This window comes from Rhodococcus sp. KRD162 (assembly GCF_017168335.1).
Taxonomy (GTDB): Bacteria; Actinomycetota; Actinomycetes; order Mycobacteriales; family Mycobacteriaceae; genus Rhodococcoides.
In genome coordinates, this window is record NZ_JABFAU010000077.1 from 32828 (window position 1) to 58822 (window position 25995).

At 63.8% G+C, this 25995-nt stretch carries 26 protein-coding genes; 15 read left to right on the forward strand and 11 right to left on the reverse strand.

Features of this window, described 5'->3' with window-relative positions; all coding sequences use genetic code 11:
- Positions 1-238 precede the first annotated feature (238 nt).
- Complete coding sequence (locus J1M87_RS27370) at positions 239-646, reverse strand: DUF302 domain-containing protein (protein WP_206492797.1); 408 nt, start codon at positions 644-646, stop codon at positions 239-241.
- Between the two features lie 446 nt (positions 647-1092).
- Here J1M87_RS27370 and J1M87_RS27375 point away from each other — a divergent pair, with 446 nt between their 5' ends.
- Positions 1093-2418 (forward strand): reverse transcriptase family protein, encoded by a 1326-nt coding sequence (locus J1M87_RS27375; RefSeq protein ID WP_206492798.1) that lies wholly within the window; start codon positions 1093-1095, stop codon positions 2416-2418.
- Positions 2415-2690 carry a YrhK family protein gene (locus J1M87_RS27380; protein WP_206492799.1) on the forward strand — a complete coding sequence of 92 codons (276 nt, stop codon included), beginning with the start codon at positions 2415-2417 and terminating at the stop codon, positions 2688-2690. The genes J1M87_RS27375 and J1M87_RS27380 overlap by 4 nt, the downstream gene beginning before the upstream one ends.
- Before the next feature lie 18 nt (positions 2691-2708).
- On the opposite strand, the gene J1M87_RS27385 is transcribed toward J1M87_RS27380, so the two are convergent.
- The 4 genes from J1M87_RS27385 to J1M87_RS27400 are packed head-to-tail and all read right to left on the reverse strand — an operon-like array spanning position 2709 to position 8020.
- Entirely contained in the window at positions 2709-4841 is a 2133-nt protein-coding gene (locus tag J1M87_RS27385; RefSeq protein ID WP_307830935.1) for an alpha-galactosidase, read from the reverse strand.
- Positions 4838-5767, reverse strand: a complete 930-nt coding sequence (locus J1M87_RS27390; protein WP_206492800.1) for a carbohydrate ABC transporter permease — start codon at positions 5765-5767, stop codon at positions 4838-4840. Before J1M87_RS27390 ends, J1M87_RS27385 begins: the two co-directional genes overlap by 4 nt.
- Positions 5767-6666, reverse strand: coding sequence for a carbohydrate ABC transporter permease (locus J1M87_RS27395; RefSeq protein WP_241257516.1), 900 nt, complete (start codon positions 6664-6666; stop codon positions 5767-5769). The genes J1M87_RS27390 and J1M87_RS27395 overlap by 1 nt, the downstream gene beginning before the upstream one ends.
- Before the next feature lie 58 nt (positions 6667-6724).
- Positions 6725-8020, reverse strand: coding sequence for an ABC transporter substrate-binding protein (locus J1M87_RS27400; RefSeq protein ID WP_206492802.1), 1296 nt, complete (start codon positions 8018-8020; stop codon positions 6725-6727).
- A 211-nt stretch (positions 8021-8231) separates the two neighbouring features.
- On the opposite strand from J1M87_RS27400, the gene J1M87_RS27405 reads away from it, so the two are divergent.
- The 8 genes from J1M87_RS27405 to J1M87_RS27440 all read left to right on the forward strand — a co-directional run bounded on the left by J1M87_RS27405 (position 8232) and on the right by J1M87_RS27440 (position 17775).
- The gene (locus J1M87_RS27405) at positions 8232-10265 is read left to right on the forward strand and encodes a beta-galactosidase (RefSeq protein WP_206492803.1); all 2034 of its coding nucleotides are present in this window, start codon (positions 8232-8234) and stop codon (positions 10263-10265) included.
- Positions 10265-11080 (forward strand): DeoR/GlpR family DNA-binding transcription regulator, encoded by an 816-nt coding sequence (locus J1M87_RS27410; RefSeq protein WP_206492804.1) that lies wholly within the window; start codon positions 10265-10267, stop codon positions 11078-11080. The genes J1M87_RS27405 and J1M87_RS27410 overlap by 1 nt, the downstream gene beginning before the upstream one ends.
- Complete coding sequence (gene galT, locus J1M87_RS27415) at positions 11067-12212, forward strand: galactose-1-phosphate uridylyltransferase (RefSeq protein WP_206492805.1); 1146 nt, start codon at positions 11067-11069, stop codon at positions 12210-12212. The genes J1M87_RS27410 and galT overlap by 14 nt, the downstream gene beginning before the upstream one ends.
- On the forward strand, positions 12209-13375 hold the full coding sequence (gene galK, locus J1M87_RS27420; RefSeq protein WP_206492806.1) for a galactokinase: 1167 nt from the start codon (positions 12209-12211) through the stop codon (positions 13373-13375). The genes galT and galK overlap by 4 nt, the downstream gene beginning before the upstream one ends.
- 20 nt (positions 13376-13395) lie before the next feature.
- A complete protein-coding gene (locus tag J1M87_RS27425; RefSeq protein ID WP_206492807.1) occupies positions 13396-14493 on the forward strand; it encodes an ABC transporter ATP-binding protein in 1098 nt (365 codons plus the stop codon).
- A 207-nt stretch (positions 14494-14700) separates the two neighbouring features.
- Complete coding sequence (locus J1M87_RS27430) at positions 14701-15714, forward strand: hypothetical protein (RefSeq protein WP_206492808.1); 1014 nt, start codon at positions 14701-14703, stop codon at positions 15712-15714.
- Positions 15711-16814, forward strand: a complete 1104-nt coding sequence (locus J1M87_RS27435; protein WP_206492809.1) for an SMP-30/gluconolactonase/LRE family protein — start codon at positions 15711-15713, stop codon at positions 16812-16814. Before J1M87_RS27430 ends, J1M87_RS27435 begins: the two co-directional genes overlap by 4 nt.
- 130 nt (positions 16815-16944) lie before the next feature.
- Complete coding sequence (locus J1M87_RS27440) at positions 16945-17775, forward strand: MerR family transcriptional regulator (protein WP_206492810.1); 831 nt, start codon at positions 16945-16947, stop codon at positions 17773-17775.
- On the opposite strand, the gene J1M87_RS27445 is transcribed toward J1M87_RS27440, so the two are convergent.
- Together J1M87_RS27445 and J1M87_RS27450 are read right to left on the reverse strand one after the other, a co-directional pair.
- Positions 17763-17945, reverse strand: a complete 183-nt coding sequence (locus J1M87_RS27445) for a hypothetical protein (protein WP_206492811.1) — start codon at positions 17943-17945, stop codon at positions 17763-17765. The two genes, J1M87_RS27440 and J1M87_RS27445, sit on opposite strands and share 13 nt — an antisense overlap.
- Positions 17946-17981: 36 nt before the next feature.
- A complete protein-coding gene (locus J1M87_RS27450) occupies positions 17982-18614 on the reverse strand; it encodes a DedA family protein (RefSeq protein WP_206492812.1) in 633 nt (210 codons plus the stop codon).
- Positions 18615-18750: 136 nt separating this feature from the next.
- Here J1M87_RS27450 and J1M87_RS27455 point away from each other — a divergent pair, with 136 nt between their 5' ends.
- From J1M87_RS27455 to J1M87_RS27465, 3 genes are read left to right on the forward strand one after another with little or no spacing between them, the layout of a single operon-like run.
- Positions 18751-20025, forward strand: a complete 1275-nt coding sequence (locus tag J1M87_RS27455) for a sensor histidine kinase (protein WP_206492813.1) — start codon at positions 18751-18753, stop codon at positions 20023-20025.
- A complete protein-coding gene (locus tag J1M87_RS27460) occupies positions 20016-20672 on the forward strand; it encodes a response regulator transcription factor (protein ID WP_206492814.1) in 657 nt (218 codons plus the stop codon). Before J1M87_RS27455 ends, J1M87_RS27460 begins: the two co-directional genes overlap by 10 nt.
- On the forward strand, positions 20669-21442 hold the full coding sequence (locus J1M87_RS27465; RefSeq protein WP_206492815.1) for a DUF4097 family beta strand repeat-containing protein: 774 nt from the start codon (positions 20669-20671) through the stop codon (positions 21440-21442). Before J1M87_RS27460 ends, J1M87_RS27465 begins: the two co-directional genes overlap by 4 nt.
- A gap of 111 nt (positions 21443-21553) precedes the next feature.
- Here the strand turns inward: J1M87_RS27465 and J1M87_RS27470 are convergent, their stop codons facing one another.
- Positions 21554-21886 carry an FmdB family zinc ribbon protein gene (locus tag J1M87_RS27470; RefSeq protein WP_241257517.1) on the reverse strand — a complete coding sequence of 111 codons (333 nt, stop codon included), beginning with the start codon at positions 21884-21886 and terminating at the stop codon, positions 21554-21556.
- A 104-nt stretch (positions 21887-21990) separates the two neighbouring features.
- Here J1M87_RS27470 and fmdA point away from each other — a divergent pair, with 104 nt between their 5' ends.
- Positions 21991-23244 (forward strand): formamidase, encoded by a 1254-nt coding sequence (gene fmdA / locus J1M87_RS27475; protein ID WP_206492817.1) that lies wholly within the window; start codon positions 21991-21993, stop codon positions 23242-23244.
- Positions 23245-23302: 58 nt separating this feature from the next.
- Here fmdA and J1M87_RS27480 read toward each other — a convergent pair whose 3' ends face one another.
- From J1M87_RS27480 to J1M87_RS27490, 3 genes are read right to left on the reverse strand one after another with little or no spacing between them, the layout of a single operon-like run.
- The gene (locus tag J1M87_RS27480) at positions 23303-23890 is read right to left on the reverse strand and encodes a hypothetical protein (protein WP_206492818.1); all 588 of its coding nucleotides are present in this window, start codon (positions 23888-23890) and stop codon (positions 23303-23305) included.
- Positions 23887-24099, reverse strand: coding sequence for a hypothetical protein (locus J1M87_RS27485; RefSeq protein WP_206492819.1), 213 nt, complete (start codon positions 24097-24099; stop codon positions 23887-23889). The genes J1M87_RS27480 and J1M87_RS27485 overlap by 4 nt, the downstream gene beginning before the upstream one ends.
- Positions 24100-24121: 22 nt before the next feature.
- Complete coding sequence (locus J1M87_RS27490; protein ID WP_241257518.1) at positions 24122-24379, reverse strand: transposase; 258 nt, start codon at positions 24377-24379, stop codon at positions 24122-24124.
- 265 nt (positions 24380-24644) lie between these two features.
- Between J1M87_RS27490 and J1M87_RS27495 the strand changes: the two genes are divergently transcribed.
- A partial coding sequence (locus J1M87_RS27495; RefSeq protein ID WP_206492821.1) for a DUF222 domain-containing protein occupies positions 24645-25995 on the forward strand: 1351 nt, incomplete at its 3' end.

The following is a 25995-nucleotide window of genomic DNA, read 5'->3' on the forward strand; positions in this document are numbered from 1 at the left end:
CCCTGGTGACTTCGGTTCGCCGGCGTGCCCCGCGCATCTATCGGAGGCGGGCACGCCCCGCATCACCTGCTGCACGTGTTGACCGCAACCGGCCCACGTCGTCTTTCCACACTTCTTGCACTCGACCGCTCTGCACATGCCTTCTCCTTCGTCCTGACAACCTGACCCTCACTATACCCTAAGGGGTATCTGTGGAATCCGGTCGAATCGGGGCGAGGCCGTGCTGCGGGCTTTGTAGCTAGCTGGGGGAGTTCTCACCGTCGAGCGCCGCGATCGCCGCCTGCAGCAGCGCAGTGGCTTCATCGGCAACGTCGGCGAGACCCGGTGCCGCGGACAGTCCGACCATCAGCTGCGGGTTCATTGCTTCGACGATCGTGTCACTTCCGTCGGAGCGGACGACGACATTGCAGGGAAGGAGTAGGCCCACCTGGCGATCGGTGTCGATCGCGGCCTTGGCCAGCCGCGGATTGCAGGCACCGAGGATGACGTAGCGTTCGATGTCGGCATCGATCTTCGCCTTCAGAGTGGACTGCATGTCGATCTCGGTGAGTATGCCGAATCCCTGTTCGGACAGTGCCTTTCGAGTCGATTCGACGGTGTCCTCGAAAGTGGAGTTCACCCGTGTGCTGATTGCCAGTTCGGTCATGATGTTGTGCTCCTGCAGTTGTCGACAGTAGGCCCGGCCACGAACGCGATCGACTCGCCGGTGGTGGCCCCGTGCGTGAGGACCAGCATGTGAGGCCCTCAGGGAAGAGGATACCCGCATGGGTATCAGAGGCCATGGGGTGATGAGCATCGACAGAACGCAGCGGCCCGAATCGACACGGGACCGCTCTACGCCTGCGAACGCGCTGACAGACCTGCGACACTTTGGCATGGTGGAACGATGCAGCGGCGCGTGGGCGAGAGTTGGTCCGTAGGGCCGGTCTCAGGGGCAACCCCTGGGTGCATCACGAGAATCGATCACTGCGTCCGAAGCAGCTCTGCACGCTTCGCGTGCTCGACTGCTCCGAGGACGAAAGATTTCGGTCGCCCCGCGCCGCTGCATGTCACGCCGCACGTCATGGCGTTCCACCCCGCGCAGGTCCTGACATGACAGAGCGCGAGTTGACGCCGAGGGCGGCGGCAATTCTCGCGCGGCTGGCCGTCGATGCCGACTGGACCCGATCCGGTCTCGACGAGGCATTTGCGCGGCTGATTCCGGCGAAGGCGACGCGGCTGGCGGATCGCGTCATGAATTTGTATCCGAGTCCGCCGTTCGATGAAGCCTCGATTTTCGTTCTGTTGCGCGATCTTCCGTTCCTCGCCGAGCCCTCGATCTCCTCGGAAATACCGACGCATTTCGGTGGCAAACCCTGGCGATTCGAGGTACCGCGCTACGAAACGACCGGGGACCTTGCACGATCGCTCGACTTGACGATTTCCGAGATCGAATGGTTCGCCGACCTGCACGGCAGGCTCCGATCCGCGCCGTACCCGTTGCAGCACTACCGGTCCGCGCGACTCGACAAGCGCCAGGGTATTCGGCTGCTGGAGGTGCCGAAACCGCGGTTGCGTGAGATTCAGCGAAAGATACTGCGTCGCATTCTCGATCGAATCCCACCCCATCCGGCTGCTCATGGATTTCGGAAAGCGAGAAGTCCGCGTACGTTCGCGCTGCCACACTCCGGCCGCGCTGTGGTGGTCTCCATGGATCTTCGACGCTTCTTTCCGTCCATCGGGTTCGACCGCGTGGTTGCGATCTTCGAGGCAGTGGGCTACCCAGGGACGGTGGCGGCGCACCTCGCTGCGCTGTGCACGACGGTCACCCCGGCGGTCGAATTGATCGGGATGGACCGTCCCACCGCGTCGAGGCTTCGCGCGACCCACCTGCCGCAGGGCGCTCCCACCTCGCCCGCACTGGCCAATCTGGTTGCGCGGCAGCTCGATATCCGTGCATCGGGTTTGGCCCGGTCGGTCGGTGCCCACTACACCCGCTACGCCGACGATCTGGCATTTTCTGCCGCTGCGGATCTCGACGTCGACAGACTGTTGTGGGTGATGTCCCAGATCGCGTACGACGAAGGGTTCGCCGTTCATCCCGGCAAGACCCGGGTCGGACGCGCGCACCAGCGTCAGCAGCTGACCGGTCTCGTCGTCAACTCGTCGCCCGCAGCGCCCCGAGAGGAATACGACAATCTCAGGGCTCTGCTGAACAACTGCATCAGGGCCGGAGTATCGGGGCAGAACCGCCGCGGCGCGGATGACTTTCGCGCTCATGTCTACGGGCGAATTGCGAGGATCGGGGAGACGAACGAGGCGCGTCGAACGAAGCTGCTGAACATGGCAGCTCGGGTGGACTGGCCGACGCCGGTGTTCGAGCCACGGAATTCGGGTAGTAGAACAGCGCACACCCCAGCGACAGAGGAGGATCGATGAACGACCTGACGTTCACCATCGGACACGAGGAACTGGTGATTCGCCAGCGATGGGAAGTCGTCAGCATCATCAACGACATTCTCATCGCGGTGTGGTTCATCATCGGCAGCATCCTGTTCTTCCACGAGAGCACCACCATCGCCGGTACCTGGCTGTTCCTGCTCGGAAGTATCGAACTGCTCATCCGTCCGATGATCCGGCTCGCCCGACGCGTCCACCTGACCAGAATCAGACGCACGCCCACCGCCGCCGACAGCGACCAGGACTGCTGACCGATTACTGGACTCCGCTCAGAGCGTGGTCAGTCGTAGCAGCACTCCGGTCTGAGGGAACAGCACCGGGAGCGCGACGCCTGCCCGAGCCAACGCAGCGCCCGACAGCTCGAGAACCCCGCCGTCCGCGATCCACGGCGGCGGTGCGATTCCGTTGCCCGGATCACTCAGCGCATGAACGAACTCGACCCGATAGCGGGTGTTCGGATTCAGGCCCGGGAGCCGGACCCGATCCGTTCGATCCTCGGGAGAGGTATCCATCCGAACCACCGCGTAGGCGGCCTCGGATGCGTCTGCTGCGACGACGCCGTGAACCCATACGCTCGGGTCGGGATGGTCGGCCCGAACGAGATCGCCGGTATGCAACAAGCCGCGCAACTCCTTGTACAGCGCTGTCCAGGACGTCAGGTACTCGTGTTCCTCGGACGAGAGCTCGGTGACGTCCATTTCCAGGCCCGCGTGACCGAACAGTGCAGTCAGACAGCGGAATTGAAGTGTCGACCAGCGTCCGGAGGTATGTGCGATCCGAGGTCCGACGTGCGATCCGATCAGCTCCGGCGGAATCAGCTGCGTCGTCCACCGTTGCAGCCGTTGACGTTCGAGCGGATCGTTGGTGTCCGAGGCCCATACCCGGTCGGTGTGTTCGAGAACCTCCAGGTCGATGCGGGCACCCCCGGATGCGCAGGACTCGAACTCGACCTCTGGATGCCGCGACCGTAGCTCGTCGAGCAGCCGGTAGAACGCCGCGGTCTGATCGTGCACCGCGGCGTGTCCAGTGGAATCGACGGCGAGCATCAGGTCTCGGTTGTGATCCCACTTCACGTAGTCCGGTCGCTGCGTGCCGAGCACCTGATCGATGGACGACAGCAGGTAATCGAACACCTCGGTGCGGGTGAGGTCCAACACGTGCTGGTGACGCCACTCCAACGGAAGCCGATTAGGTGCCGCGAGCAGCCAATCAGGATGAGCCCGAGCGGTATCGGAGTCGAGGTTGATCATCTCGGGCTCGAACCACAGCCCGGGGCTCATGCCGAGATCACGGACGTGGTCGAACAGCGGGGCCAGACCGTCCGGCCATACCCCCTCGTCTACCTGCCAGTCGCCGAGGCCCGCCCGGTCGTCGCGTCGATGACGAAACCAACCGTCGTCGAGCACGAATCTCTCGACGCCCACACGAGCAGCGACGTCCGCGATACCGCGAAGCCGGGCGAGATCGTGATCGAAGTAGACGCCCTCCCACACGTTGAGGACCACGGGTCGAGCAGAGCTGGGGTGAGCTGGGCGAGATCGCATCCAACGGTGCAGGGATCGAGCGGAACCATCCAACCCGGCGGGGGAGTACACGAAATGCACCCAGGGGGTCGAATACGTCTGGTCGGTACCCAACGTGACCTCACCCGGCGCGAGAAGTTCCCCGCCTCCCAGGACGGCCGAGGCTTGACCGGCCCGTTCGGGCAGACGCTCGGCCAGGTGCAGGTGATCACCACTCCATGCGACGTGCGCGCCCCAGACCTCGCCGTCGCGGAAGCCGAATCCCTCGCTTCCTGCGGTGAGAACCAGAGTGGAATCGTGTCCGGTGCGGCCACGACGCGAGGCGCGCACCACCGCCCCCAGATCGAACCGTCGGCGCTGCGGGGTGCGTTCGCGGCAGTGACGACCGGTCAGATCGAGCAGTTCGGTTGCCGTGTCCGGCAACGGCATCAGGGTGACGACGCCGTCGACGGAGAGGGCGGAGTCTGCGGTGTTGCCGAGGTGTTGACGCACCCGCAGTGACCCACCGACCTCGAGTGACAGCTCGATCGACCATCGGATTCCCAACTCGGGATCAGCAGCGTCGATGGTGCACCCGAACTCGCTGCTGTCGATCGATGTGCCCGTCCATCGTGGATACTGCGCCGAACCGTCGCGATGTAGCGCGAGAGCTGGGGTGCCCTGCCAGGCGTCGTCGCCGCCGGGTGCGAGCGTGAACCACCGCGGTACGTCGACACTCGAGTGCGGAACCGCTGGTACGGCCGCGCGCCGGAGTTCGGCGAGATCGCGGTCGGAGAGTTCACCGAGATCGGAGCCCCAGTACAGCACGGCCGGAACAGCGGTGGAGGAGGACCCGAGAATCACCATGACGCCGTCGCGTCGCAGCACCACGAAGCTCACTTGTTGGCACCCATCGTCAGACCTGAGACGAAATGTCGCTGCAGCGCAACGAATACCAACACCGTCGGAAGGGCGACCAGTACCGAGCCCGCCGCCAGCAGGTTGGTGTCGGTGAAGAAGCTGCCCTGCAGATTCTGGAGTGCCGTCGTCACCGGAAGTTTGTCGCCGCTGACCATCAGGGCCAGAGCCCAGAAGAAGTCGTTGTAGATCCACGTCACCATGAGTGTGGCGAGGGCGGCGAGCGCGGGCCGACAGAGTGGCATGACGACCTGCCAGTACTGGCGAAACAATCCGGCTCCGTCGACGGTTGCTGCTTCGAGCAATTCGTGCGGCACGGTCTTCATGTAGTTGCTGAGGACGAACACGCAGAACCCCGTCTGGAATGCGACGTGCACGATGATCAGGCCCCAGTAGCTGTCGTACAACGAGCCCGAGGAACTCATCCAGTACGGAACCGGAATTGCGTTGTACAGCCGGAACAACGGGGTCAACAGCGTCTGCTGCGGCAGCAGGTTGCCGGCGATGAACACCGCCAGCATGAAGATGTTGAACTTCCAGCTGAATCGCGCCAGGATGAACGCCGCCATCGAGCCGAAGAACAGGATGAGCAGCACCGAGGGGACGGTGATGATCATCGAGTTGAGGAAGTAGTGCGGGATACCGCCGATCTGCCACGAGTCGATGTAGTTGTCGAATGTGAATCCGCCCACCGACAGGTAGCCGTTGAGCAGCACGAAATCGTAGCTGCGGAACGAGTTGTACACCGCCCACGCCAGGGGGAACAGCCAGGCCAACGCCATGACGGTCAGCAGCACGTAGATCGCGATCTGTGCGGTGCTCGCGCGTCGACGATTGGCGACGGCCGCGCGGTTGCGGGTCGACGGGTCGCGTTCGGGAGGCGCTGTGCGCGTGAGTGAAGTGGTCATCAGTCTTTGCTCCGAAGAACGATGGCGAGGTACAGGGCGATGAAGACGAGCGAGATGCCGAGCATGATGGTGGCCAGCGCAGAACCGAATCCGACTCGGCTCGCCTCACCGACCACGTTCGCCGTCACGAGGGCCGAGATCAGCTCGAGTCCGTTGCGGCCCTTGTTGATCACCCACACGAGGTCGAATGCGCGTAGCGCCTCGATGACGGTGATGACGATGATCAGTAGGTTGGTGTTCTTCATCAGCGGGAAGATGACGCTGAAGAACGTCCGAATCGGTCCGGCACCGTCCATCACCGCGGCCTCACGGACGGACGGGTCGATGGCCTTGAGGCCGGCCAAGTACAACAGCATGATGTAGCCGGTGTGCCGCCAACCTGCCGCGACCATGACGGCCCAGATGTTGATGTCGGGATCGCCGAGCCAGTCGACGTCCGTGCCGAGCAGGCTGTTGAGGACGCCGCCCTCGGTGGAGTAGATGAGCTGCCAGATGAACCCGATGAGGGCCATCGACAGCACCACGGGCACGTAGAAGATGCTCTGGTAGAGCCGAGATCCCTTGAGATTCTTGTCCAACAGGATCGCGAGCAGGATGCCGATGACGGTGGGGACGAGGAACAGGAAGACGAGCCAGAGCACGTTGTTCTGGAGTGCCTGCTGGAAGGGAGGATATGCCTGTACCGCGTCGGCGTAGTTCTGCGTACCGATCCACTCGATGCTCGAGGTGCCTCCGATTCCGTCCCAGCGCGCGAACGAGAGGATCACCGTGAAGACGGTGGGAATCCAGACGAGACCGACGACGATCATCGCGGGAACGCCGAGCATCAAGGCGATGGTCCACTTCTCGCGAACACTGCGCCGAATCTTCGGCGACTTGACCCGTTCCGGTGCGGTCATGGCATTACCTGATCTCGAAGTCGAGGGAATGATGGAGGTCGAATCACACTGCGCACAATCATGTTCCGAACACCGCCGACTTCTGACGCTCGATGCTGCGAACCAGGCCGTCGACATCGTTCGGGTTGCCGATGAACTGCTGCAGGGCCGGGATCATGACGATCGACGCGAAATCGGGTCGCGTGTCGCGGTCGAAGAACTGCGTGATGTCTTCGGCGTTCTGCACGAGGTTCGCCGATTTACGAACCAGTGCAGGGAAATTCGACAGGTCGGCGTCGCGGTGTGCGGGGATGGCCTGCGGATCCTGCATAGCATAGGCGACTGCGGGCTCGGGGCCGGTGAGGAAGGTCAGCAGCTGCTCGGCAGCGGGACGGTTGCGCGGATCGGCGCGCATCATGAAGCCGTCCATCGGCGCTTCGACCGTGGAACTGCCGATGGCGGAGTCGAGTTCGGGGAAAGGGAAGAAGTCGAGGTCCTCGCGTTCGGCCCCGGCGGGGAAGCTCTGTGCGACGAACATGCCGGCGACCAGAGACCCGACGCTCTTGTTGAGCAAGGCTGTTTGCGCATCGGCGATCTTGCGGCCGAGCGGTTGCGGTTGATGGAACGGCAGAAGCTCGCGCCAGGTATCGAACACCGTGCGGACGCGATTGTCGGTCCAACTCACATCACCGGCCAGCAGGGTGCGGTGGAAGTCGACACCGTTGAGGCGCAGGTTCAGGTAGTCGAACGTCCCCATCGGGGGCCATCCGTCGCGGGCTCCGAAGCCGATCGGGGTGATGCCGTCGGCCTGCATCTGCTTGTTCAGCGCAACCCACTGGTCGTAGGTCTTGGGTGGTTCGTAACCGCGCTCGGCCCACAGGCTCGGCCGATAGAACACTGCCCAGGGGTAGTAGAAGAACGGGATCAGGTATTGGTTGCCGTCGGATCCGGTCGAGTTCTTCCTGAAGCTCTCGCTGTAGCCGGCGCCGTTGCTCGCCCACACATTCGAGATGTCCTCCACCAGACCCTTGTCCGCGAAGTACTTCATTCGGTAGCCGCCCATCCACGTGAACACGTCGTCGGGTGTCCCCTGGAGGTAGTTGTTGACGTTCTCCTGGAACGACGTCGAATCGACGGTGTTGACGCGGATGTCGCCGCCGGTCTGTTGCCGATACATGGCGACGACGTCCTCGACTCCGACTTTGGAGTTCTTGTCCGACAGTCGCGAGCCGAGCGTGACCGTGTTGGGATCGAGACTGCTCGAGCACGCCGAGAGCATGCCGCCTGCGGTGACTGCCCCCGCGGCGACGAGCGCTGACCTGAGGAAGTCGCGTCGAGACGGCTGCCACGTGCGCGGCCACTCGTGTGGGTTCATGGGAGTCCTTCGACGGAAAATATCGATAACGATCAGAAATGAACATCCATGGTGTTCGTTGGGCGATCGATTCTGACCGTTCGGGGTGATGCAGGTTACAGAAGCATGACTCGAGCAGGACTGTCAAGCCCTTCGAGGGCTCTCCACCTGCGAGAGTATGAAAATGTTCATTTATGTTGACATCTGAGTGACGCTCGTTCATATTGTGAGCATGGACACAGCACGACGCAGCACCTGGCCGACCCGGGGAATCTCCTTCGGGGGCGATTACAACCCCGAACAGTGGTCCGAGGACGTATGGCATCGCGATGTCGAGCTGATGCACGAGGCGGGCGTCGACTTCGTCACCGTGGGTGTCTTCTCCTGGGCCCGGCTGCAGCCGACGGCCACGACCTGGGATTTCGAGTGGCTCGACCGCGTCATGGATCTGATGCACCAGGGCGAGATCCGCGTCGACCTGGCCACGGCCACCGCCTCGCCCCCGCCGTGGTTGGCCACCGCCTACCCGCAGATGCGTCCCGTGGACGAACGCGGGTACCGCTACGCCATCGGCAGCCGTCAGACCTGGAGCCCCAGTTCCTCTGTGTACCGAGAACATTCACTGACTCTCGTCGAGAAGATGGCGCACCGTTACGGGGGGCACCCGGCGTTGGCGATGTGGCATGTCTCCAACGAACTCGGCTGCCACAACGCCCTGTGCTATTCCGAAGACAGTGCCCGCGCATTCCGGAAATGGCTCAGCACCAAGTACATCGACCTCGAGGCCCTCAACACCGCGTGGGGCACCGACTTCTGGAGCCAGCGCTACAGCGACTGGGCCGAGATCGTTCCCCCCTCGGTGAGCACCACCTTCGGTAACCCCACCCACCAGCTCGACTGGCGACGCTTCTGCTCCGACGCACTGCTCGAGCAGTACCGCGCAGAGAAGGCCGTGCTGAACAGCATCACCCCCGCGATTCCCGTGACCACGAACTTCATGGTGGGTATGGGTCAGGGCCCCGCGCTCGCCGGCAACATGGACTACGCGTCCTGGGCTCCCGAGCAGGACATCGTCTCCACCGACCACTACCTCGTCGGACCCGAAACCGGCGACGCTGCAGCACATCACAAGCTCTCGTTCTCGGCCGACCTCACCCGCGGCGTGGCAGGCCGTCGGCCATGGTTGTTGATGGAGCACTCCACCAGTGCCGTCAACTGGCAGCACATCAACCGCGCCAAGGTTCCCGGTGAGATGATGCGTAACTCCCTGGCACACATGGCCCGCGGAGCAGACGGCATCGCCTACTTCCAGTTCCGGGCCTCCAAGGCGGGCGCAGAGAAGTTCCATTCGGCACTGGTCCCGCACGCAGGTGAGGACTCCGCCCGCTGGCGTGAGGTCGTCGAACTCGGCGCGGCTCTGCGTCGCATGGCGCCGGTAGCGGGCAGCACCGTCGATGCTCGGGTCGCCGTGCTCTTCGACTGGGCCTCCCAGTGGGCGTGCGAGCAGGAGGGCCATCCGTCGATGGTGATGCAGCCCATGGAGATTGCTCGACGCGCACATCGTGGATTCACCTCAGCAGGTGTGACGTGTGATGTGGTCCCGTCGTCCACGGACCTGGACGGCTACGACGCGATCGTCGTTCCGGCCCTGTACCTGTGCAGCGACGAGACAGCCACACGGATTGCCGATGCCGCCGAAGCAGGTGCGCAGGTGCTCGTCACTGCGTTCTCGGGAATCGCCGACGAGGACGATCACGTGCGACTCGGCGGCTACCCGGGTGCCTTCCGCGAGATGCTCGGGGTCCGAGTCGAGGAGTTCTTTCCGCTCGCCGACGGCGAATCCCTCACTCTCGACGACGAGACCCTCGGCGAGATATGGAGCGAATACCTCACCGCATCCGAGGACGTCGATGTACTGGCACGGCACACCCAGGGGCATCTGCGCGGCGTTCCCGCGCTGACCACACGCCCTGTCGGCTCAGGAGCCGCCTGGTACGTGGCCACCGTCCCCGACGCGGCCGGCTGGGACGGGCTGGCCGACAAGCTCTGCGCTGCAGCCGGTATCGACTCTCGCCGCGATCTCGGATCCGATGTGGAGATCGTGCGACGATCGGCAGGGGACAAGTCCTGGCTTTTCGTACTCAATCACGGGAGCGACAAGATCAGCGTGCCTGCCACAGGTACCGACCTGGTCGGCGGAGTACAGGTCGACGGTGAGCTGATCGTGGCCGCGGGCGGTAGCGCAGTGATTGCCGAGACCCGCTGATGCTCGCCCATCAGCGTCAACAGAAGATCCTCGACCAGGTGACGGCCTCGGGGGCAGTCAAGGTGGCAGACCTCGGTGCAGTGCTGTCGGTGTCGGACATGACCATCCGACGCGATATCAACGAACTCGTCGCTCGCGGCCTCGTCGAGCGAGTACACGGCGGCGTCACGCTCCCACGATCGGCCAGTGTGTTCGAGCCGGGCTTCTCCGCCAAATCGGAACTCGATCGCGACGCCAAGTCCGCAATCGCCAAAGCCGCGGCGCGTTTCGTTCGGCCGGGAACATCCATCGGTATTTCCGGAGGCACGACCACGCATGCGCTGGCTCAGGAACTGCTCGACGTCCCGGACATCACCGTCGTGACCAACTCGCTCCCCGTTGCCGAGGTCTTTCACACCGGCGGCAGGACGGATCAAACCGTGTTGCTCACCGGCGGGGAACGCACACCCTCCTACGCACTGGTCGGACCGCTCACGGTCAGCGCATTGCAGAGCATCCACCTGGACATGTTGTTCCTCGGAACGCACGGGGTGGACATCGAATCGGGGCTCACCTGCCCCAATCTCATGGAGGCACAAACCAATCAGGCACTGGTGGCGTCCTCCCGGCGCGTCATCGTGCTGGCCGATCACACCAAGTGGGGTGTTCGTGCGCTCGCGAACACCATTCCGCTCTCTCGCGTCGACGTGTTCGTCACCGATGCCGGCCTCGATCCTGGCGTTCAGGACGCGTTGTCCGAGGTTGTCGACGACGTGGTGATCGCCCGAGACCCTGTCGACACGAACGAGGAACGAGTATTCGATGACCGCGCGTGAAGCCACGACGCACCGATTGCGCAAGACGTCGACCACTCTGGCCGACGGCCGCGAACTGATCTACTACGACGACACCGAACCGTACGTCTGTGGCGACGCCACCCGCGAACTCGTCGACACACGGGCGCTTTCGCCGGCTCTGTCGCAATCGCAGATGCGGTTCGACGTCCTCACCGGTGAGTGGATCGTCATCGCCGCTCAGCGGATGGATCGGACGTTCCTCCCACCGGCCGATGCGTCGCCGCTGGCACCGAGCCGTCCCGGCCGTCCGGCTACCGAGATCCCGGCGGCGGACTACGACGTGGTGGTGTTCGAGAACAGATTCCCCTCGCTCGCTGAAAGTGCCGCGCAACAACGTCTTCCGGCCGAGGTGGACGGCGAGGCACTCTGGCCGATTGCACCTGGCACGGGCCGCTGCGAGGTGATTTGCTTCGCCAGTGATCCCGATGCGTCCTTCGTCTCGCTGGAGCTGTCCCGAGTACGCACCATCATCGATGTCTGGGCCGATCGCACCGCCGAACTCTCGGCGATGCCCGGGGTGCAGCAAGTGTTCTGCTTCGAGAATCGCGGCAAGGAGATCGGCGTCACACTGACCCATCCACACGGCCAGATCTACGCATACCCCTATCTCCCACCGCGCACGGACGCGTTGATACGTCAGTCTCGCAAGCACTTCGAGCGAACGGGGCGAGTGCTGTTGGCCGATGTACTCGCTGCCGAACTGCGTTCGGGGCGACGCATCGTCCTCGATACCGAGCACTGGGTGGCGTACGTCCCGGCGGCCTCTCGTTGGCCGGTCGAGGTTCATCTCGCCCCGCGCCGCGACGTCGCGGACCTCACCGAGTTGAACAATGCAGAACGTGACGAGTTGGCCGTGGTCTACCGAAAGTTGCTGCGCGGAGTCGACGCGTTCTTCGAAGGCGTCGACGAGGTGCCGTACATCTCCGCGTGGCACCAGGCTCCGGTGGCAGCGGACCGTGAGCTGGGCAGGCTTCATCTGCAACTGTTTTCGATGATGCGGTCACCGGGCCGGATGAAGTTCCTGGCCGGATCCGAATCGGCGATGGGCGCATGGGTCAACGACACCACGCCGGAGCGGATCGCCGATCGACTGCGCGAGGTACTCCGATGACCTGGCTCGATGTGGTCGCCGAGGACGATCTCGCAGACGGGGCGGCAGCGCTGTTTCGCAGCGCGTTCGGCGGTGAACCGGACGGCGTCTGGATTGCCCCGGGCCGAGTCAACCTGATCGGTGAACACATCGATTACGCAGGCGGACTCGTGTTGCCGTTCGCGTTGCCGTACGCCACTGCGGTCGCTGTACGTCGCCGCGAGGACACGGTGATGCGCGCCGTATCGACGCGCACCGACGAGTCGTGGACGGGTCAGCTCGAGGAGATCGGCCCGGGAACGCCCTCGGGATGGGCCGCATACGTGGCAGGCGTGGCCTGGGCACTGCAGGAGCACAGGATTGGCGGGGTCGATGTTGCGGTGCACTCCTCGGTGCCGGTGGGCTCGGGCCTGTCGAGTTCGGCGGCCCTGGAATGCTCGTTCGCGCTGGCGCTCAGCGACTTGTTCGGCCTGGCGGTCGATCGAAACGTACTGATCGACGCCAGCATTCGGGCAGAGAACGAGATTGCCGGGGCGTCGACCGGTGGCATGGACCAGAACATCGCGATGTCGGCGCGGGCCGGGCATGCGCTGCTACTGGACTGCCTCGACGGTTCGACGCGTCAGATCCCCATCGACCTCGCAGCTTCCGGAACCAGTCTGTTGGTGATCGATACCAACGCGCCGCATCGGCTCGTCGACGGCCAGTACGGTGCCCGTCGTGCGGCGCTCGATACCGCGTGCTCCGAACTGGGGGTAGCTACGCTGCGAGGCCTCCCTCTCGAGGAGGCGGTCTCGGGGCTCGTCGACGACACACTGATCGCGCGAGTTCGCCACGTCATCAGTGAGATTCGGAGGGTCGAGCTGGCGGTCGATCTGCTCGACGGTGGTGCCGCAGGTGCCGAACTGGGTGAGTTGATGACCGCGTCGCATCATTCGTTGCGGGACGACTACGAGGTCAGCTCGCCGGAACTGGACAGTGCCGTCGACGCGGCACTGCGCACAGGCGCGTACGGAGCCCGCATGACCGGCGGCGGATTCGGAGGCTCGGCGATCGCGTTGGTGCCCTCGGATCTCGTTCGGACGGTAGCCGACGAGATCACTTCCAGTGCAACGCGATCCGGATTGCCTGCGCCGACCTTTCTCATCGCCGAGCCCGCCGGCTCCGCGCACCGATTCTTCTAACTCTACAAAGGAGCACTCCCATGGCACAGGTCAGTTACGAAGGGGCCACCAAGCTCTACCCGGGTTCGGACGTCGCGGCGGTCGAATCACTGGATCTCGAAATCGAAGACGGTGAATTTCTCGTGCTCGTCGGGCCGTCCGGCTGCGGAAAGTCCACCTCGTTGCGCATGCTCGCCGGGTTGGAGGACGTCGACTACGGTGCCATCAAGATCGGCGACCGCGATGTCACCTCGCTGGCACCCAAGGAACGAGACATCGCCATGGTGTTCCAGAACTACGCGCTGTACCCGCACATGACCGTCGCCAAGAATATGGGCTTCGCTCTGCAGATCGCCGGTATGGACAAGTCCGAGGTGGGTCGACGCGTCGAGGAGGCGGCGAAGATTCTGGACCTGACCGAATACCTCGACCGTAAGCCCAAGGCGCTGTCCGGTGGGCAACGGCAGCGTGTCGCCATGGGTCGCGCGATCGTGCGAGACCCGCAGGTGTTCCTCATGGACGAACCGCTGTCGAACCTCGATGCGAAGCTGCGTGTCCAGACACGTGCGCAGATCTCGCAGCTGCAGCGCAGGCTCGGCACCACCACCGTGTACGTCACTCACGATCAGGTCGAGGCCATGACGATGGGGGATCGCGTGGCCATCATGAAAGCCGGCGTGCTGCAACAATGCGCCAGTCCGAAGGAACTCTACGAGCGTCCGGTCAATGCCTTCGTCGCCGGATTCATCGGTTCGCCCGCCATGAACCTGTTCGAGGTCGACGTGGTTGCAGGCGCTGCCAGAATCGGTTCGCTGTCGGTACCCATCGAGCGGTCGATTGCCGACCGGATCGATGGCAGCCGCGTGACCATGGGCGTGCGACCCGAAGCGTGGACGGTCTCCGATTCGGGTACCGACGTGCGTGTCGATGTGGTCGAGGAACTCGGCGCAGATTGCTACATATACGCCCGAATGGTCGAGGATGCCTCGACCAGCGGGACGGCCGGAGCGCAGATCGTCGCTCGAATCCCCGATATCGCGACTCCCTCGCACGGCGACGTCCTCCGCATCGCGCCGCGCGCCGACACCGTGCACTACTTCTCGACCTCGACAGGATCGAACCTGTGTTCGCAAGCCTGAATCGATAGATTCTCAACGGCTGTTGCGATAGTCTCCCCTCGGAAAAGGTGCGATTCGTCCGAATTGCACCGTCGAATTCTCGGGGGGGAGTTGAAGTTGAAGAATCAGTGGTTGCGTGCTGCCGTGTTGTCAGCGTTGACGATCGCGGTCTGTCCGATGGCGCCTGCATCGGCCGAGCCTGCGCCGAGTCCCGCACCGGCTACGGTCATGGGGTCCATCGACGACGGTCCCGGTAGCTTCAGCGTCTATCGCACCGTCGACAGCGGCCAACGCCCCACCGGGGCAGACAATGCCGCGTGCAACGAGTACTTCGGGTCACCACGCTCGCTGACCGTGGTCGAGCGCCTCGATGCGCGGATGTACACCTTCGCCAACAATCCCTCGACGGGCTTCCTCACCGATCCGACCGCGCAGAACGTCGGGCCGATCTACGTGTGCGACGGCCCGACGATCGACGGGCAGGCCTTCCTCGATCAGTGGGGCGTGCTCACTGCGCCGGGACTGGGCAGGCTCGCGATGAGCGGCCCCTGCGGGCTCGAGTTCATGATCGGCTCACCCGGACGCGCGGCCGTCGATTGCGTGCTTCGAGTGCAGCCCAATGGTTCCGGGGTCACCGACGGAGTGGCAACCAGCAACTCGGTCGCCAATCCCCTTCGTCTGCCGGACGGACGCACCGGTTCACTGTGGACTCTGTACACATTGGGCGAGGGAACTGCCCCGGTCGCTGATCCGGCGCCCGGAACTCCGCAGCCGACCGGTTCGGTGAAGTACAGCGTCGGACGCGAGGTCAACTCGGTCTCGAAGGGCGCAACCCCTGCGTGCCCAGGTGGAGTGCGCACGACCGAGATCCACGCAGTGTCGGTGGATCCGGCCACCGGCGCAGCCTCGACCGAGCCGTCCGAGGACATCGCCGCAACGGCGTCGATCTGCTACCAGAACCCGTCGTCCCCGGACTTCAGCGCGTCGATGAGCATCACGAGTTTCGGTGTCGCCCCGGCACTGACCGCGACCTCTATCGGGCAATGCCGTCGGACCGATCTGGCCGTAGGTCCGGGCACCGTCCAGCAGTCCTGCGGCTTCACCCTGCCGCCGCAGTTCGATCGGGGCTTGACCGGTGGCCAGGTGACGCTCAATGGACTCGTTCCGACGAACGATCCAGCAGGATCGGCCAATTCGGCAATCTGGACCACCTCGTTCCTCGGCTCCATCACTCCTCGATGATTCGGCGCGGCGCCGGGATCGTCCTTCTGGCGTCGACGGTGATCTGCCTCTCGGGCGCGGTGGTGACCGCGCCCGAGGTGGCCGCCGAACCACCGCCGACGAACGTTCCTCTCGAATACGGGCAGACCAGGGACATTGCCGTCGTTCCGCTGCCCGGTCAGCCGGAGGGAATGGCCGTCGATCCTGGCGACGGCAGCATCTGGTCGGGATCGAACCGGCCCAATTCATCGGCAGACGTGTGGCATTGGGATTCCGAGGGACGTCTACTCCAGACGTACACGCTGGAGAATCACGTACCTGCCGAACACGGTGTCAACGGAATCACACTCGACGGTGACGGCCGGGTGTACGCCCTCGACTACTCGGGTGCCAGGGCCGTGCGGATAGATCCATCGACCGGAGAGCAAACGGTGTACGCCACCTTCGCCGATCTCCCGGCATGTGCGGCTGCCGCGGGTGCGCCTTGCGAACCCTCGCCCGTCGATCGACCCGCGTGGCCGAACTGGGCGACGTTCGCCCCCGACGGAACCATGTACGTCAGCGATCTGAACCAGGCCACCATCTGGAAAGTGCCTGCCGGTGGTGGTGCAGCTGAAATCTGGTATCAGAATCAAGATTTCGCGTCTGTGTACAGCGTCAACGGAATGCAGTTCGACGCCGCGGGCCGGCTCAACTTCGTGGTGACCGTGTCGCTCTCACCGGACATCACCACCATCGGGAGAGGTGTCGTATACCGAATCGAGCTCGACTCCAACGGTTCACCTGGCCGACTGGAGCGCGTGGCTGTGGTCGCACAAGGAGACGGCCTGGCCATCGGAACGAGTGGGCGTATCTATCTGCCGATCTCGAACCCGATCATCAATTCGATCCAGGTGGTAGACCCGAACACGGGATCGATCGTGGGCGAGCTACCGACCCTGGTCGATCGAGTCAACCGTTCGATTCCGTACTCCACTCCCGCCTCGGTCGCGTTTAGCGGAACATCCCTGATCGTGTCCAACCACGGACTCCTGGCCATCGACCCGCACCAGTGGGCGATCCTGGAACTCGGCGTCGGTGAAACGGGATTGCCGCTGCACTATCCGGTGGGCCTCGAGTAAGGGACGGTGTGGTCGCGGCTGCGCGGCCAATAGAATCGGGTGCAGTCGACCGCGCTGAGCGCGGTCGACTGCACCCGATTTTCGTTCGCTTGACCCTCACACAGTGTGAGACGGAATTCTCGGAGGGGTCATGTTCAGTATCGGAGAGTTCGCATCCATCGGTCGAGTGTCGGTTCGGATGCTTCGGCATTACGACGAGATCGGACTGTTGACGCCGGCACGGGTGGATCGGTTCACCGGATACCGGTCGTACGAAGGCACGCAGTTCGAGGACCTGGGCCGCATTCTGATGTTCAAGGACCTCGGCTTCCGGCTCGACGAAGTGAAGGCGATCATCCACGCTCAGGTAGGTGAAGATCAGCTGCGTGAGATGCTCGCCGCCAAACGCGATGACCTCGCTCGTAGGCTCGATCTCGATGCCGCCCGCCTACGTCGACTCGATGCGCGACTCTCACACACCGAAGGGAATTTCATGATCACCGTGGACACCAAGTCGCTGCCGACCGATCGCATTGCTTTCGTCACCGAGACTGCCGCCGGTTTCGGACCAGAGAACATCGGGCCGGTCATCGGACCCATGTACGCGCGACTCGCCCAAGCCCTCGCCGGGCACGGCGTCGAGTTCGGCCCGTCGTCGATCGCCATGTACGAGGCCATCGACGACGGAGATGGCACCGGGGTCACCGTGCACGCCGCGTTCGAGGTAGGACCGAACGTGACCGCCGCCGAGGGATACGACGTCCGAGAACTGCCACCGGTCGACCTTGCGGCGACCACTGTTCACCACGGTTCGATGGCGACGATCGGTGAGACCTGGCAGCAGTTCATGGCCTGGATCGACAGCAGTGGTTACGAGCTCGCAGGGGTCTGCCGCGAGTACTACCTGGTATCCGAGCCGGAGCCGCAGGAGAACTGGGTCACCGAGCTGCAGCAGCCGGTGGTGCGGCGTCAGGAAGCCTGAGCCAGTTCCACGAGGGTGGTGCACTGGCAGCCTCCGGTGACCTCCTCGCATTCGAGGATCAGGAAGTGCCGTACGTACTCGAGGTCCACGCAGTCCGGCTCCGTGCACTCCGCACCGCCGACCGCGTGGATCACGAGTGTGCCGTGGCAAGTATCGAAGTCAGCGGACATGCGAAACCCTTTCTCTCGTCTTCTACATCCTTGATATCACCGGGCTCCGACAAGTTCGGGAGTAGACGGGCGTGTTCGACGCCTGAGCTGGCAAACAACGATGACCGTCACGGCGGGGATCCAAGCGTATCCCAGGGCGGTCCGTACGACGGACTGGTCACCCAGCCATGCGCCGACCGTCACCAGCGCAGCGGCCCAGACCCCGGCCGCGAGGAGACTGAGTACGGCATATTCACGCTGACGCAGCGAGGTGGACGCGAGCAGTCGAGGTGTGATGGTGCGGATACCACCGACAAGGTGTCCGGCCACCGCTACCGCGCGGGGCCGTCTCTCCACCGACGCTGTGACACCGAGGACCACCTGCATCATCGAGCGCCCGATCGCGGCCTCGACGCGGGCGGAACCGAGAATCGTGTTGGTGCGGCGGCCGCGCCACAGGGCCCACTGTGCCCCGATGCTCGACGCCACGGCGGCGGTGACGACGGCAGGCAGCCACGGTACGACGCCGATGGACGTCAACACCCCCAGTGCTATCGGCACGTTGTTTCCCGGGGTGAAAAGACCGAGCGGAGAGCCGGATTCGAACGCCAGCAGTACGGCAACACCGACGAAGACCACCCACACCGGTATGACGGACAGTCGATCGACGTCGAGAAGGTCGAGGTTCATGCCTGTCGAATCTTCCCGCTCGCCTCTTGAGAAGCACCACGACCGACCCACCGGTGAGCAGTATGGCTGGCCCTACCCTCGGGCGGTGGGTTCACAGTGGGGACACTGCGAGGACACCGCACTTAGGCTGATCCGCATGAACGAGGCACTACCGATTCCCCTGAATCCGCTCAGGGCGTGGATATCGCCGCACTGGTGGCTGGCCGTGGCGTCGTTGCTGGCGTCGATGCTGGCGGGGCTCGGTGGGTGGTTCATCCTGGGGCTGCTGGTACTGGCTGTGTGCGCACTTCCGTTCGCGCTCAGTGGGGTCCTGGTATTCGCGCTCACGATCGTGCTGCTTCGGTGGATGGATATGGCGGCCCGGGCGGGTATCGGCTTCACCAGCGGCATCGTCATCGCGGGCCCTACCGAGACTGTCTACCCCACCCGCTGGCGAACCTTCGTCTGGTGTGTTCGCGATGTAGGGCTGTGGAAATCGTTGTGTTACTGGATGGTTCGCATACCCTTCTCGGCGGTCCTTCTGTTCCTCCTACCTGCGCTGTTCCTGGCCCTTCCGGTTCTTGTCTCAGCACCGATAGCCTGGATCGTTCTCGATCCCGTCGGCAGCCAATTCGAGATCGGTGATCGAGTGGGATTTTTGCCCGTCTTGGCGGTCGGGATCGTAGCGCTGGTGATGCTTGTCGCCGGGCTTCCACCGCTGTTGACGGCAGTGGCAAAGCTCGACTGGTGGTGTGCTGCTGCGCTACTCGGGCAGTCCTCGTCCAGGATGCGGGTGGACGAGTTGACGGCGAGTCGGGCGCGGGTGGTCGACGCCGCGGATGCCGAGCGGCGCCGGATCGAACGTGACCTGCATGATGGGGCTCAACAGCGATTGGTCTCGGTGGCCATGTCCGTGGGTCAGGCGAAGTCGCGGATCTCGTCGAGCGACGACGCAGTGTTGAAGGGCCTGCTCGATGACGCCCACCGCGAGGCCAAGAACGCCATCGGCGAGATCCGAACTCTCACCCGCGGTTTGCATCCGCCGATTCTGACCGACCGCGGACTCGATGCCGCACTGTCCTCTGTCGCGGCGCTGTGCGCGGTCCCGGTGACCATCGAGATCGATCCGGCATCGACCGGAGAGCGACGCGCGAGCGCCACCGTCGAGTCGACCGTCTACTTCGTCGTCTCGGAGGCACTGACCAACGTGAGCAAACATGCGAAGGCCGGCCACGTCCGAGTCGCCGTCACCAGGGACGATTGCGCTGTTCGGGTGACGGTGGACGACGACGGATGCGGCGGTGCGCAGGTGCCTGCGCACGGAGGGCTGGCCGGTCTGCAAGACAGGCTCAGCGGAATCGACGGCACCCTGTCGGTTGATTCGCCGGTCGGCGGCCCGACGCGTCTCGAGGTGATCATCCCGTGCGAGTGATCATTGCCGATGATTCGGTTCTGTTGCGAGAGGGCGTTGCTCGACTGTTGGTCGACAGCGGAGCCGACGTGATCGACAAGGTGGGTGACGCATCGGAGCTACTCGCGTCGATGTCCGCCGCCGAGCCGGTCCCTGATGTGTGTGTCATCGACGTACGTATGCCGCCGACCTACCTGGACGAGGGCCTCCGCGCAGCGCTGGTCATACGGCAACGATGGCCCGAGGTAGGAGTTCTGGTGCTGTCCCAGTACGTGGAGGAGCGGTACGCGGCGGAGCTGATCCGGCAGAGCACGGACGGCGTCGGGTATCTGTTGAAGGATCGCGTGGCCGATGTGGACGAGTTCGCCGATGCGGTCCGCACGGTGGCAGACGGTGGAACCGTCATCGATCCCGAGGTGGTGCAACAGATTCTGGCCCGTGCACCACGATCGGATCCGCTCGATTCGTTGACTCCTCGGGAACGAGAGGTGTTGACGGCCATGGCCGAAGGCAAGTCCAATGCCGGAATCGCGGCGGCACTGGTGGTCGGTCAGGCTGCCGTCGAGAAGCACATCGGGAACATCTTCGCCAAGCTCGGCCTACTCGGAGACAGTGCCGACCACCGTCGTGTCATGGCCGTACTACGATATCTGGGAGCTATCCAGTGACAAAAGCATTGTGGCGCATCATTGTTGCGACTGTCGTTGCCGTAGTCGTCGTCGGCGTCGCCGGAGCTGCAACCACGGTGGCGATTGCATACGGCTTCACCACGCCGAAGGTGCAGTCCTTCCACTACGCTGCCGACAGGACTGTCGCAGCTGAAAATCTCTCGTTCTCAACGAGGTTCGCACAGTTGACGGTGTCGACGAGTCCCGACGCGGATCTGCATGTGCAGGCCGGTGGAGAGTATCGAGGGGACACTCCGACCGTCGAGATCAGCGACGATGGATCGACTATCGCAGTGGAATGTTCCGGCTCGAATCGAGGGTGGTGTGATCTCGATGTCGAGCTACGCATACCTGCCGGATCGACACTCGGCATCGACGGGTTAGCGGGGGAGGTCCTGCTCGCCGACGTCGATGCCGACACCACGGTGACGACCTCGACCGGGTCGGTGCTCGCTCGCGGGCTGAGCGGAACACTGAGTGTGACAACTCGGTTCGGCGACATCGACATCTCCGACGCTGCCTTGTCCGAGGTCGAGGTGAACACGATCTTCGGACAAGTTGTCGTGGACTCTCGCGTGCCGCCCGACTCGATGCGCATACAGAACACGAGGGGGGACAGCACGATCACGCTTCCCGGTGCCGAGTCCTACGACGTCGCGGCGGAGTCGGAGAAGGGGGACGTCGAGATCGAGGTGATCGACGATCCGCGTTCGCCGAGATCGGTGTCCGCCACCAGCGAAGAGGGGCGGATCTCGGTCGGACGCCGGTAGTGCTCGGTGACTGCGCGGACGGTGACTGCGCGGTCGGGGATGGACGGGGGCTGCGAGAGTTGTGGCGTTGGGGTCGTACTGCCGGGTCGCACCGAGCGGGAAGCGTGCGAGTCAGGGACGGGGCAGCCGTCGATGTAGCGGGTTGGAGGTTGTTCGGCTCGAGGATCGGCCGCTGTGCGGAATGGACGAGACCACGGTAGGTGCATCGGCGGTGGCTCGCGATGCATCGTGCGCCTTCATTGCGGCACTGTTCCCCCGGCCCAGGGCAGGGGAGGAGATTTTCCGTGCGGCTGCCCCTCCGCATTCGGGGCACGGCACCTCGGAGGGCACGTCGGACATGGGAAATATCTGGTCGACGGGTGCGCATCGCCCGGCGCAACGAAAGCTGTAGGTCGGCACGTGTTCGAGAGTAGCGCGATCAGCGGTGTTACGGCACAACGTCATACAAGATCAACCGTCATACAAGATTTACCTGCCAGAACCGACCGCTAGGACCACATCGGTGCAATGATCAAGACAGGAGAATTCAGCGCAACCGGAGGTGCCGCGTGCCAGAACTGCTGTTTCCGCTCGACTCGACCAAGAGTTTCACCGAACAGGACATCGTCGGCCACAACCGATGGCACCCTGACATCCCGGCGGCGGTCACGGTCAAACCTGGCACGTCCTTTCGAGCGCACTGTCGCGAATGGTTCGACGGGGCCATCCACAACGACGATTCCGCCGAGGACATTCTCAACGCGCCTCTGAACAACGTGCACACGTTGTCCGGGCCGTTCCACATCGAGGGGGCTGAGCCCGGCGACCTGCTGATCGTCGACATTCTCGACGTCGGTCCGATCCCGCAGGAGGACTCGGGCCCGCTGGCGGGTCAGGGCTGGGGCTACACGGGCATCTTCGCCAAGCAGAACGGCGGCGGATTCCTCACCGATCGATTCCCCGACGCGTACAAGGCGATCTGGGACTCTTCCGGGCAGACGACGACCTCTCGCCACGTACCGCATGTGAAGTACACCGGCATCACTCATCCCGGGCTCATGGGTACCGCGCCGTCGGCACAGTTGTTGGCGAAGTGGAACGCCCGCGAAGGTGCGCTGATTGCCACGGATCCGAATCGGGTTCCACCACTGGCGCTGGCCCCCGAACTCGACGGGGCAATTCTGGGGTCGCTGAGCGGTGACGAATTCTCTCGCGTCGCCGGCGAAGCCGCGCGGACGGCACCGCCCCGGGAGAACGGCGGCAACCAGGACATCAAGAACCTCACCAAAGGTACTCGCGTGTTCTATCCGGTGTTCGTGCCGGGCGCGAAGTTGTCGTTCGGCGATCTGCACTTCTCGCAAGGAGACGGTGAGATCACGTTCTGCGGGGCCATCGAAATGGGCGGCTTCATGGATCTGCACGTCGACCTGATCAAGGGCGGCATGGAGACGTACGGGGTGAGTGAAAACGCAATCTTCATGCCCGGCAACACCGCCCCGCAATACTCGGAATGGATTGCGTTCTCGGGTATCTCGGTAACTGTCGACGGCGAGCAGAAGTACCTGGACTCCGACCTGTCGTATCAGAATGCCTGCATGCACGCGATCGACTACCTCACCAAATTCGGATACAGCCCCGAGCAGGCATACCTGCTGCTAGGGTCTGCACCGATCGAAGGCCGCCTCTCCGGTGTGGTGGACATTCCCAATTCCTGTGCCACCGTATATATCCCGACGGCGATCTTCGACTTTCCGATAGCGCCGTCAGCCAGCGGACCGTTCCAGATCGATCCGGGAATGGGAGCTCCTCGGGCGCAGTTCTGATCGATTCGTCTTGATATGACGCAACAGCCTCGCTGGTCGAGACTTTCGGCCCGGGTGGCTAGTCTTTCGCGTCGTGGCCCGCGGTGATGATTTGTTCGACGCGGACCGGCTGGGACTCGACGTCGCTGAGCGCGAGAACGTCCGCGACAGTCTCCGTGCTACCACCGAGATAGGCACACGGGAAATCGAAGTGCTGGGCCACGCACCAGGTGTGGTCTGCAGGCCACCACAGGTTCGGCGACAGTCCCTCGAGCGTGTCGGTTGCACGAGAGACCTGCCCTCTCAGCAGGAAGTAGTTGTAGCCGGCAATGTTCGCGGTCGGTGCCTTGCCCCGAATGTCGTCGAGGGCGGTATTGCCCTCCCAGACAGCGAAATAGCAATCGCCCGGTGTTGTGGTCTTCCGGACGAGAATTTCGAGGATGGCCGATAGCTGATCAAGCCAAGGCACACTAGGTCTTTCGGGCACCGGGCGGTGTGTGTTGGGCCGAGCGGGATAGAGGATGCGGGCATAGGCGTCGAACACGGTGGGGACCAGCGAGCCCACAGTCGTCGTGGGAACGACGTCCAGGCCGTCCACCACCCAGCGTGCTGCCGAGACGTCCTGCTGCAGTTCGCAGTCCGACCATTGTTGTCGGTGCGTGCTCAATGGCTCTCCCAGGGTTGTGCTTCGCTGTGATCGTCCCAGGCGGTATCTACGCGAGGATCGCCGATGGTGGCGAAGTGGGGACCGACGTCGTTGGCGATGTGCCAGGCACGGCCTGCCTGCCAGACGAACGAAGGAACCTGCAGCGTCGTGTGGCCCGTACATTCGAGCCAGTCGGCGGGCGACGGATCACAGCACGGTCTCGTGGTCATGGCGTGTCCCTCGGTGTTGCAGTCATTGTCCGAAAGTCATCCGTAGTTTCTCGTTGATCAGTACGTTCAGCCGCCTACGGAAGTGCCGGATGGTCGACGCGTCCGGAAGTGGGTCTGCGGCGAACAACGTCCAGCGTAGGTCGGTTCCGTAGCCCCTGTCCGAGGGCAGATCGAAGCAAATCAAGACGTCAGGTCGTGTTGGCCACAATGAGGTCCAATGCACCAGGCGGGGTGCGTGCACGTCGCCGACGGTCGGCAGTTGCTCGTCGTTCAGCAACATCAGCCATGGTCGGACGGTCGGACGAGCCGGCTGGGAAAGCGACTCGAAAACAATATGTGGCGGCGCAGGCTGGTTCCTTTTCCTCGAGCCGATCTGGTGCATCGGTACGACGCTACCGACGTCCGGAGGGGGCGAGGCAACTCATCTTGGTCGCCAAGACTTCGCGTCCGGGTCGACCCCCCATCCGATCCGCATATATCGATAAGATGAACACATAAGAACGTGTGTTCGAAAGTGTGTCGGTGGGTCGCGATAGATTTCGTGCATGCTTTCGGGGGACGGCGGATCAGGGGTGGACGGCATCGAGACGGTGCCGCCTGCCCCCGAGGTGTCCGATCCCGAACTGTCGGTGTTGGTAGATCGCGTGGAATCCGCGGTCGCCGCATTGACGGAACAGGCGTCGGTGTCGTGGACGAACGCCGACCGGCGCGCGGTGCTCCAACGGATGGAAACGGTGACCCGGTCGCTGACTGCGCACTCGCACACCTGGTTGAACGAGTTGATCGCGCAGCACGGACTCGATGTATATCCGGGGTCGGTGCCGGCGTCGGTGGCGTGGATGCTGCGGATCACTCCACGCGCGGCCGGGGCACGGGTACGCCTGGCTGCGGAGTTGGGGGATCGCACTGCATTGTCGGGTGAGGTCCTGCCTGCACTGCTGCCGCACACCGCCGAAGCATTACGGGCCGGGTTGCTCGACTCCAAGCATGTGCAGATGATCCGCGAATTCTTCCGCCATCTGCCCTCGAGTGTGGACCCGCAGACCCGCGATCTCGCCGAACAGCAGTTGGTGGGCTACGCATCGACCAGACAACCCGACGACTTCGCCCCGCTGGTGGCGCACCTGGATTCGATCCTCAACCCTGACGGCGACTACGACGAGGACGAGGACGGAAAGCCGAAGCCCCGGAAGCGACGTGATGCGTTCTTCTACCTCGGTGAGCAGGGTGCCGACGGGATGTCGGAAGGACGCTTCTGCGTCGACCCCGAGCTGCGGGCCTACCTCGAGGCCTTGTTCTCCAAAGCCGCGAAACCGGGAGTGAACAACCCCGCAGACCCCACATCGGTCGTGCACGAGGGCGAACGTAGCGACCAGACCGGCGACGACGAGAGCGACAAGACCTCCGGTAAGGATGCTGCAGCACCACCACCGCAGCCGGCACCGACGCCCGACGATGCCGGCTCCAGCGATGCAGGCCTGTGGGATGGGACGGACTGCAACGGGGACAGCGACTGCGCGGATGATCATGACTTCGGTGACCAATCCTGCGGTGGCAACGGCTGCAGTGAGAGCGGATGCGGTGAGAGGAATTGCGGCCACGGTACCGACTGTGGTTGCGGCACAGCGTCCGACACTGCGCCTGAACCCGATGACAGAGAAACCGCGGCTGCGGCGCGAGCTGCCGCCGCGGCTCGGGATCGGCGCACCCAGAACGAACGACATCACGACGCCCTGAAACTGGCGCTCCGGCACACGCTCGCCTCAGGGACCCTCGGCACCCACCGCGGCCTACCCGTCACCGCCATCATCACCATGACCTTGAAAGACCTCGACGCCGGCTGCGGCTACGCCATGACCGCCACCGGCTCCCGCGTCTCCATCCGCGACGCCATCA

Bases quoted from the DNA above. Each gene is read 5' to 3' on its own strand.
- J1M87_RS27435 (WP_206492809.1), top strand. From the start codon at position 15,711: ATGATTCGGCGCGGCGCCGGGATCGTCCTTCTGGCGTCGACGGTGATC.
- J1M87_RS27470 (WP_241257517.1), bottom strand. From the start codon at position 21,886: ATGACGTTGTGCCGTAACACCGCTGATCGCGCTACTCTCGAACACGTG.
- J1M87_RS27370 (WP_206492797.1), bottom strand. From the start codon at position 646: ATGACCGAACTGGCAATCAGCACACGGGTGAACTCCACTTTCGAGGAC.
- J1M87_RS27390 (WP_206492800.1), bottom strand. From the start codon at position 5,767: ATGACCACTTCACTCACGCGCACAGCGCCTCCCGAACGCGACCCGTCG.
- J1M87_RS27440 (WP_206492810.1), top strand. From the start codon at position 16,945: ATGTTCAGTATCGGAGAGTTCGCATCCATCGGTCGAGTGTCGGTTCGG.
- J1M87_RS27400 (WP_206492802.1), bottom strand. From the start codon at position 8,020: ATGAACCCACACGAGTGGCCGCGCACGTGGCAGCCGTCTCGACGCGAC.
- J1M87_RS27430 (WP_206492808.1), top strand. From the start codon at position 14,701: ATGGGGTCCATCGACGACGGTCCCGGTAGCTTCAGCGTCTATCGCACC.
- J1M87_RS27445 (WP_206492811.1), bottom strand. From the start codon at position 17,945: ATGTCCGCTGACTTCGATACTTGCCACGGCACACTCGTGATCCACGCG.
- J1M87_RS27485 (WP_206492819.1), bottom strand. From the start codon at position 24,099: ATGACCACGAGACCGTGCTGTGATCCGTCGCCCGCCGACTGGCTCGAA.
- J1M87_RS27395 (WP_241257516.1), bottom strand. From the start codon at position 6,666: ATGACCGCACCGGAACGGGTCAAGTCGCCGAAGATTCGGCGCAGTGTT.
- J1M87_RS27405 (WP_206492803.1), top strand. From the start codon at position 8,232: ATGGACACAGCACGACGCAGCACCTGGCCGACCCGGGGAATCTCCTTC.
- J1M87_RS27375 (WP_206492798.1), top strand. From the start codon at position 1,093: ATGACAGAGCGCGAGTTGACGCCGAGGGCGGCGGCAATTCTCGCGCGG.
- J1M87_RS27455 (WP_206492813.1), top strand. From the start codon at position 18,751: ATGAACGAGGCACTACCGATTCCCCTGAATCCGCTCAGGGCGTGGATA.
- galK (WP_206492806.1), top strand. From the start codon at position 12,209: ATGACCTGGCTCGATGTGGTCGCCGAGGACGATCTCGCAGACGGGGCG.
- J1M87_RS27410 (WP_206492804.1), top strand. From the start codon at position 10,265: ATGCTCGCCCATCAGCGTCAACAGAAGATCCTCGACCAGGTGACGGCC.
- J1M87_RS27490 (WP_241257518.1), bottom strand. From the start codon at position 24,379: ATGTTGCTGAACGACGAGCAACTGCCGACCGTCGGCGACGTGCACGCA.
- galT (WP_206492805.1), top strand. From the start codon at position 11,067: ATGACCGCGCGTGAAGCCACGACGCACCGATTGCGCAAGACGTCGACC.
- J1M87_RS27380 (WP_206492799.1), top strand. From the start codon at position 2,415: ATGAACGACCTGACGTTCACCATCGGACACGAGGAACTGGTGATTCGC.
- J1M87_RS27425 (WP_206492807.1), top strand. From the start codon at position 13,396: ATGGCACAGGTCAGTTACGAAGGGGCCACCAAGCTCTACCCGGGTTCG.
- J1M87_RS27450 (WP_206492812.1), bottom strand. From the start codon at position 18,614: ATGAACCTCGACCTTCTCGACGTCGATCGACTGTCCGTCATACCGGTG.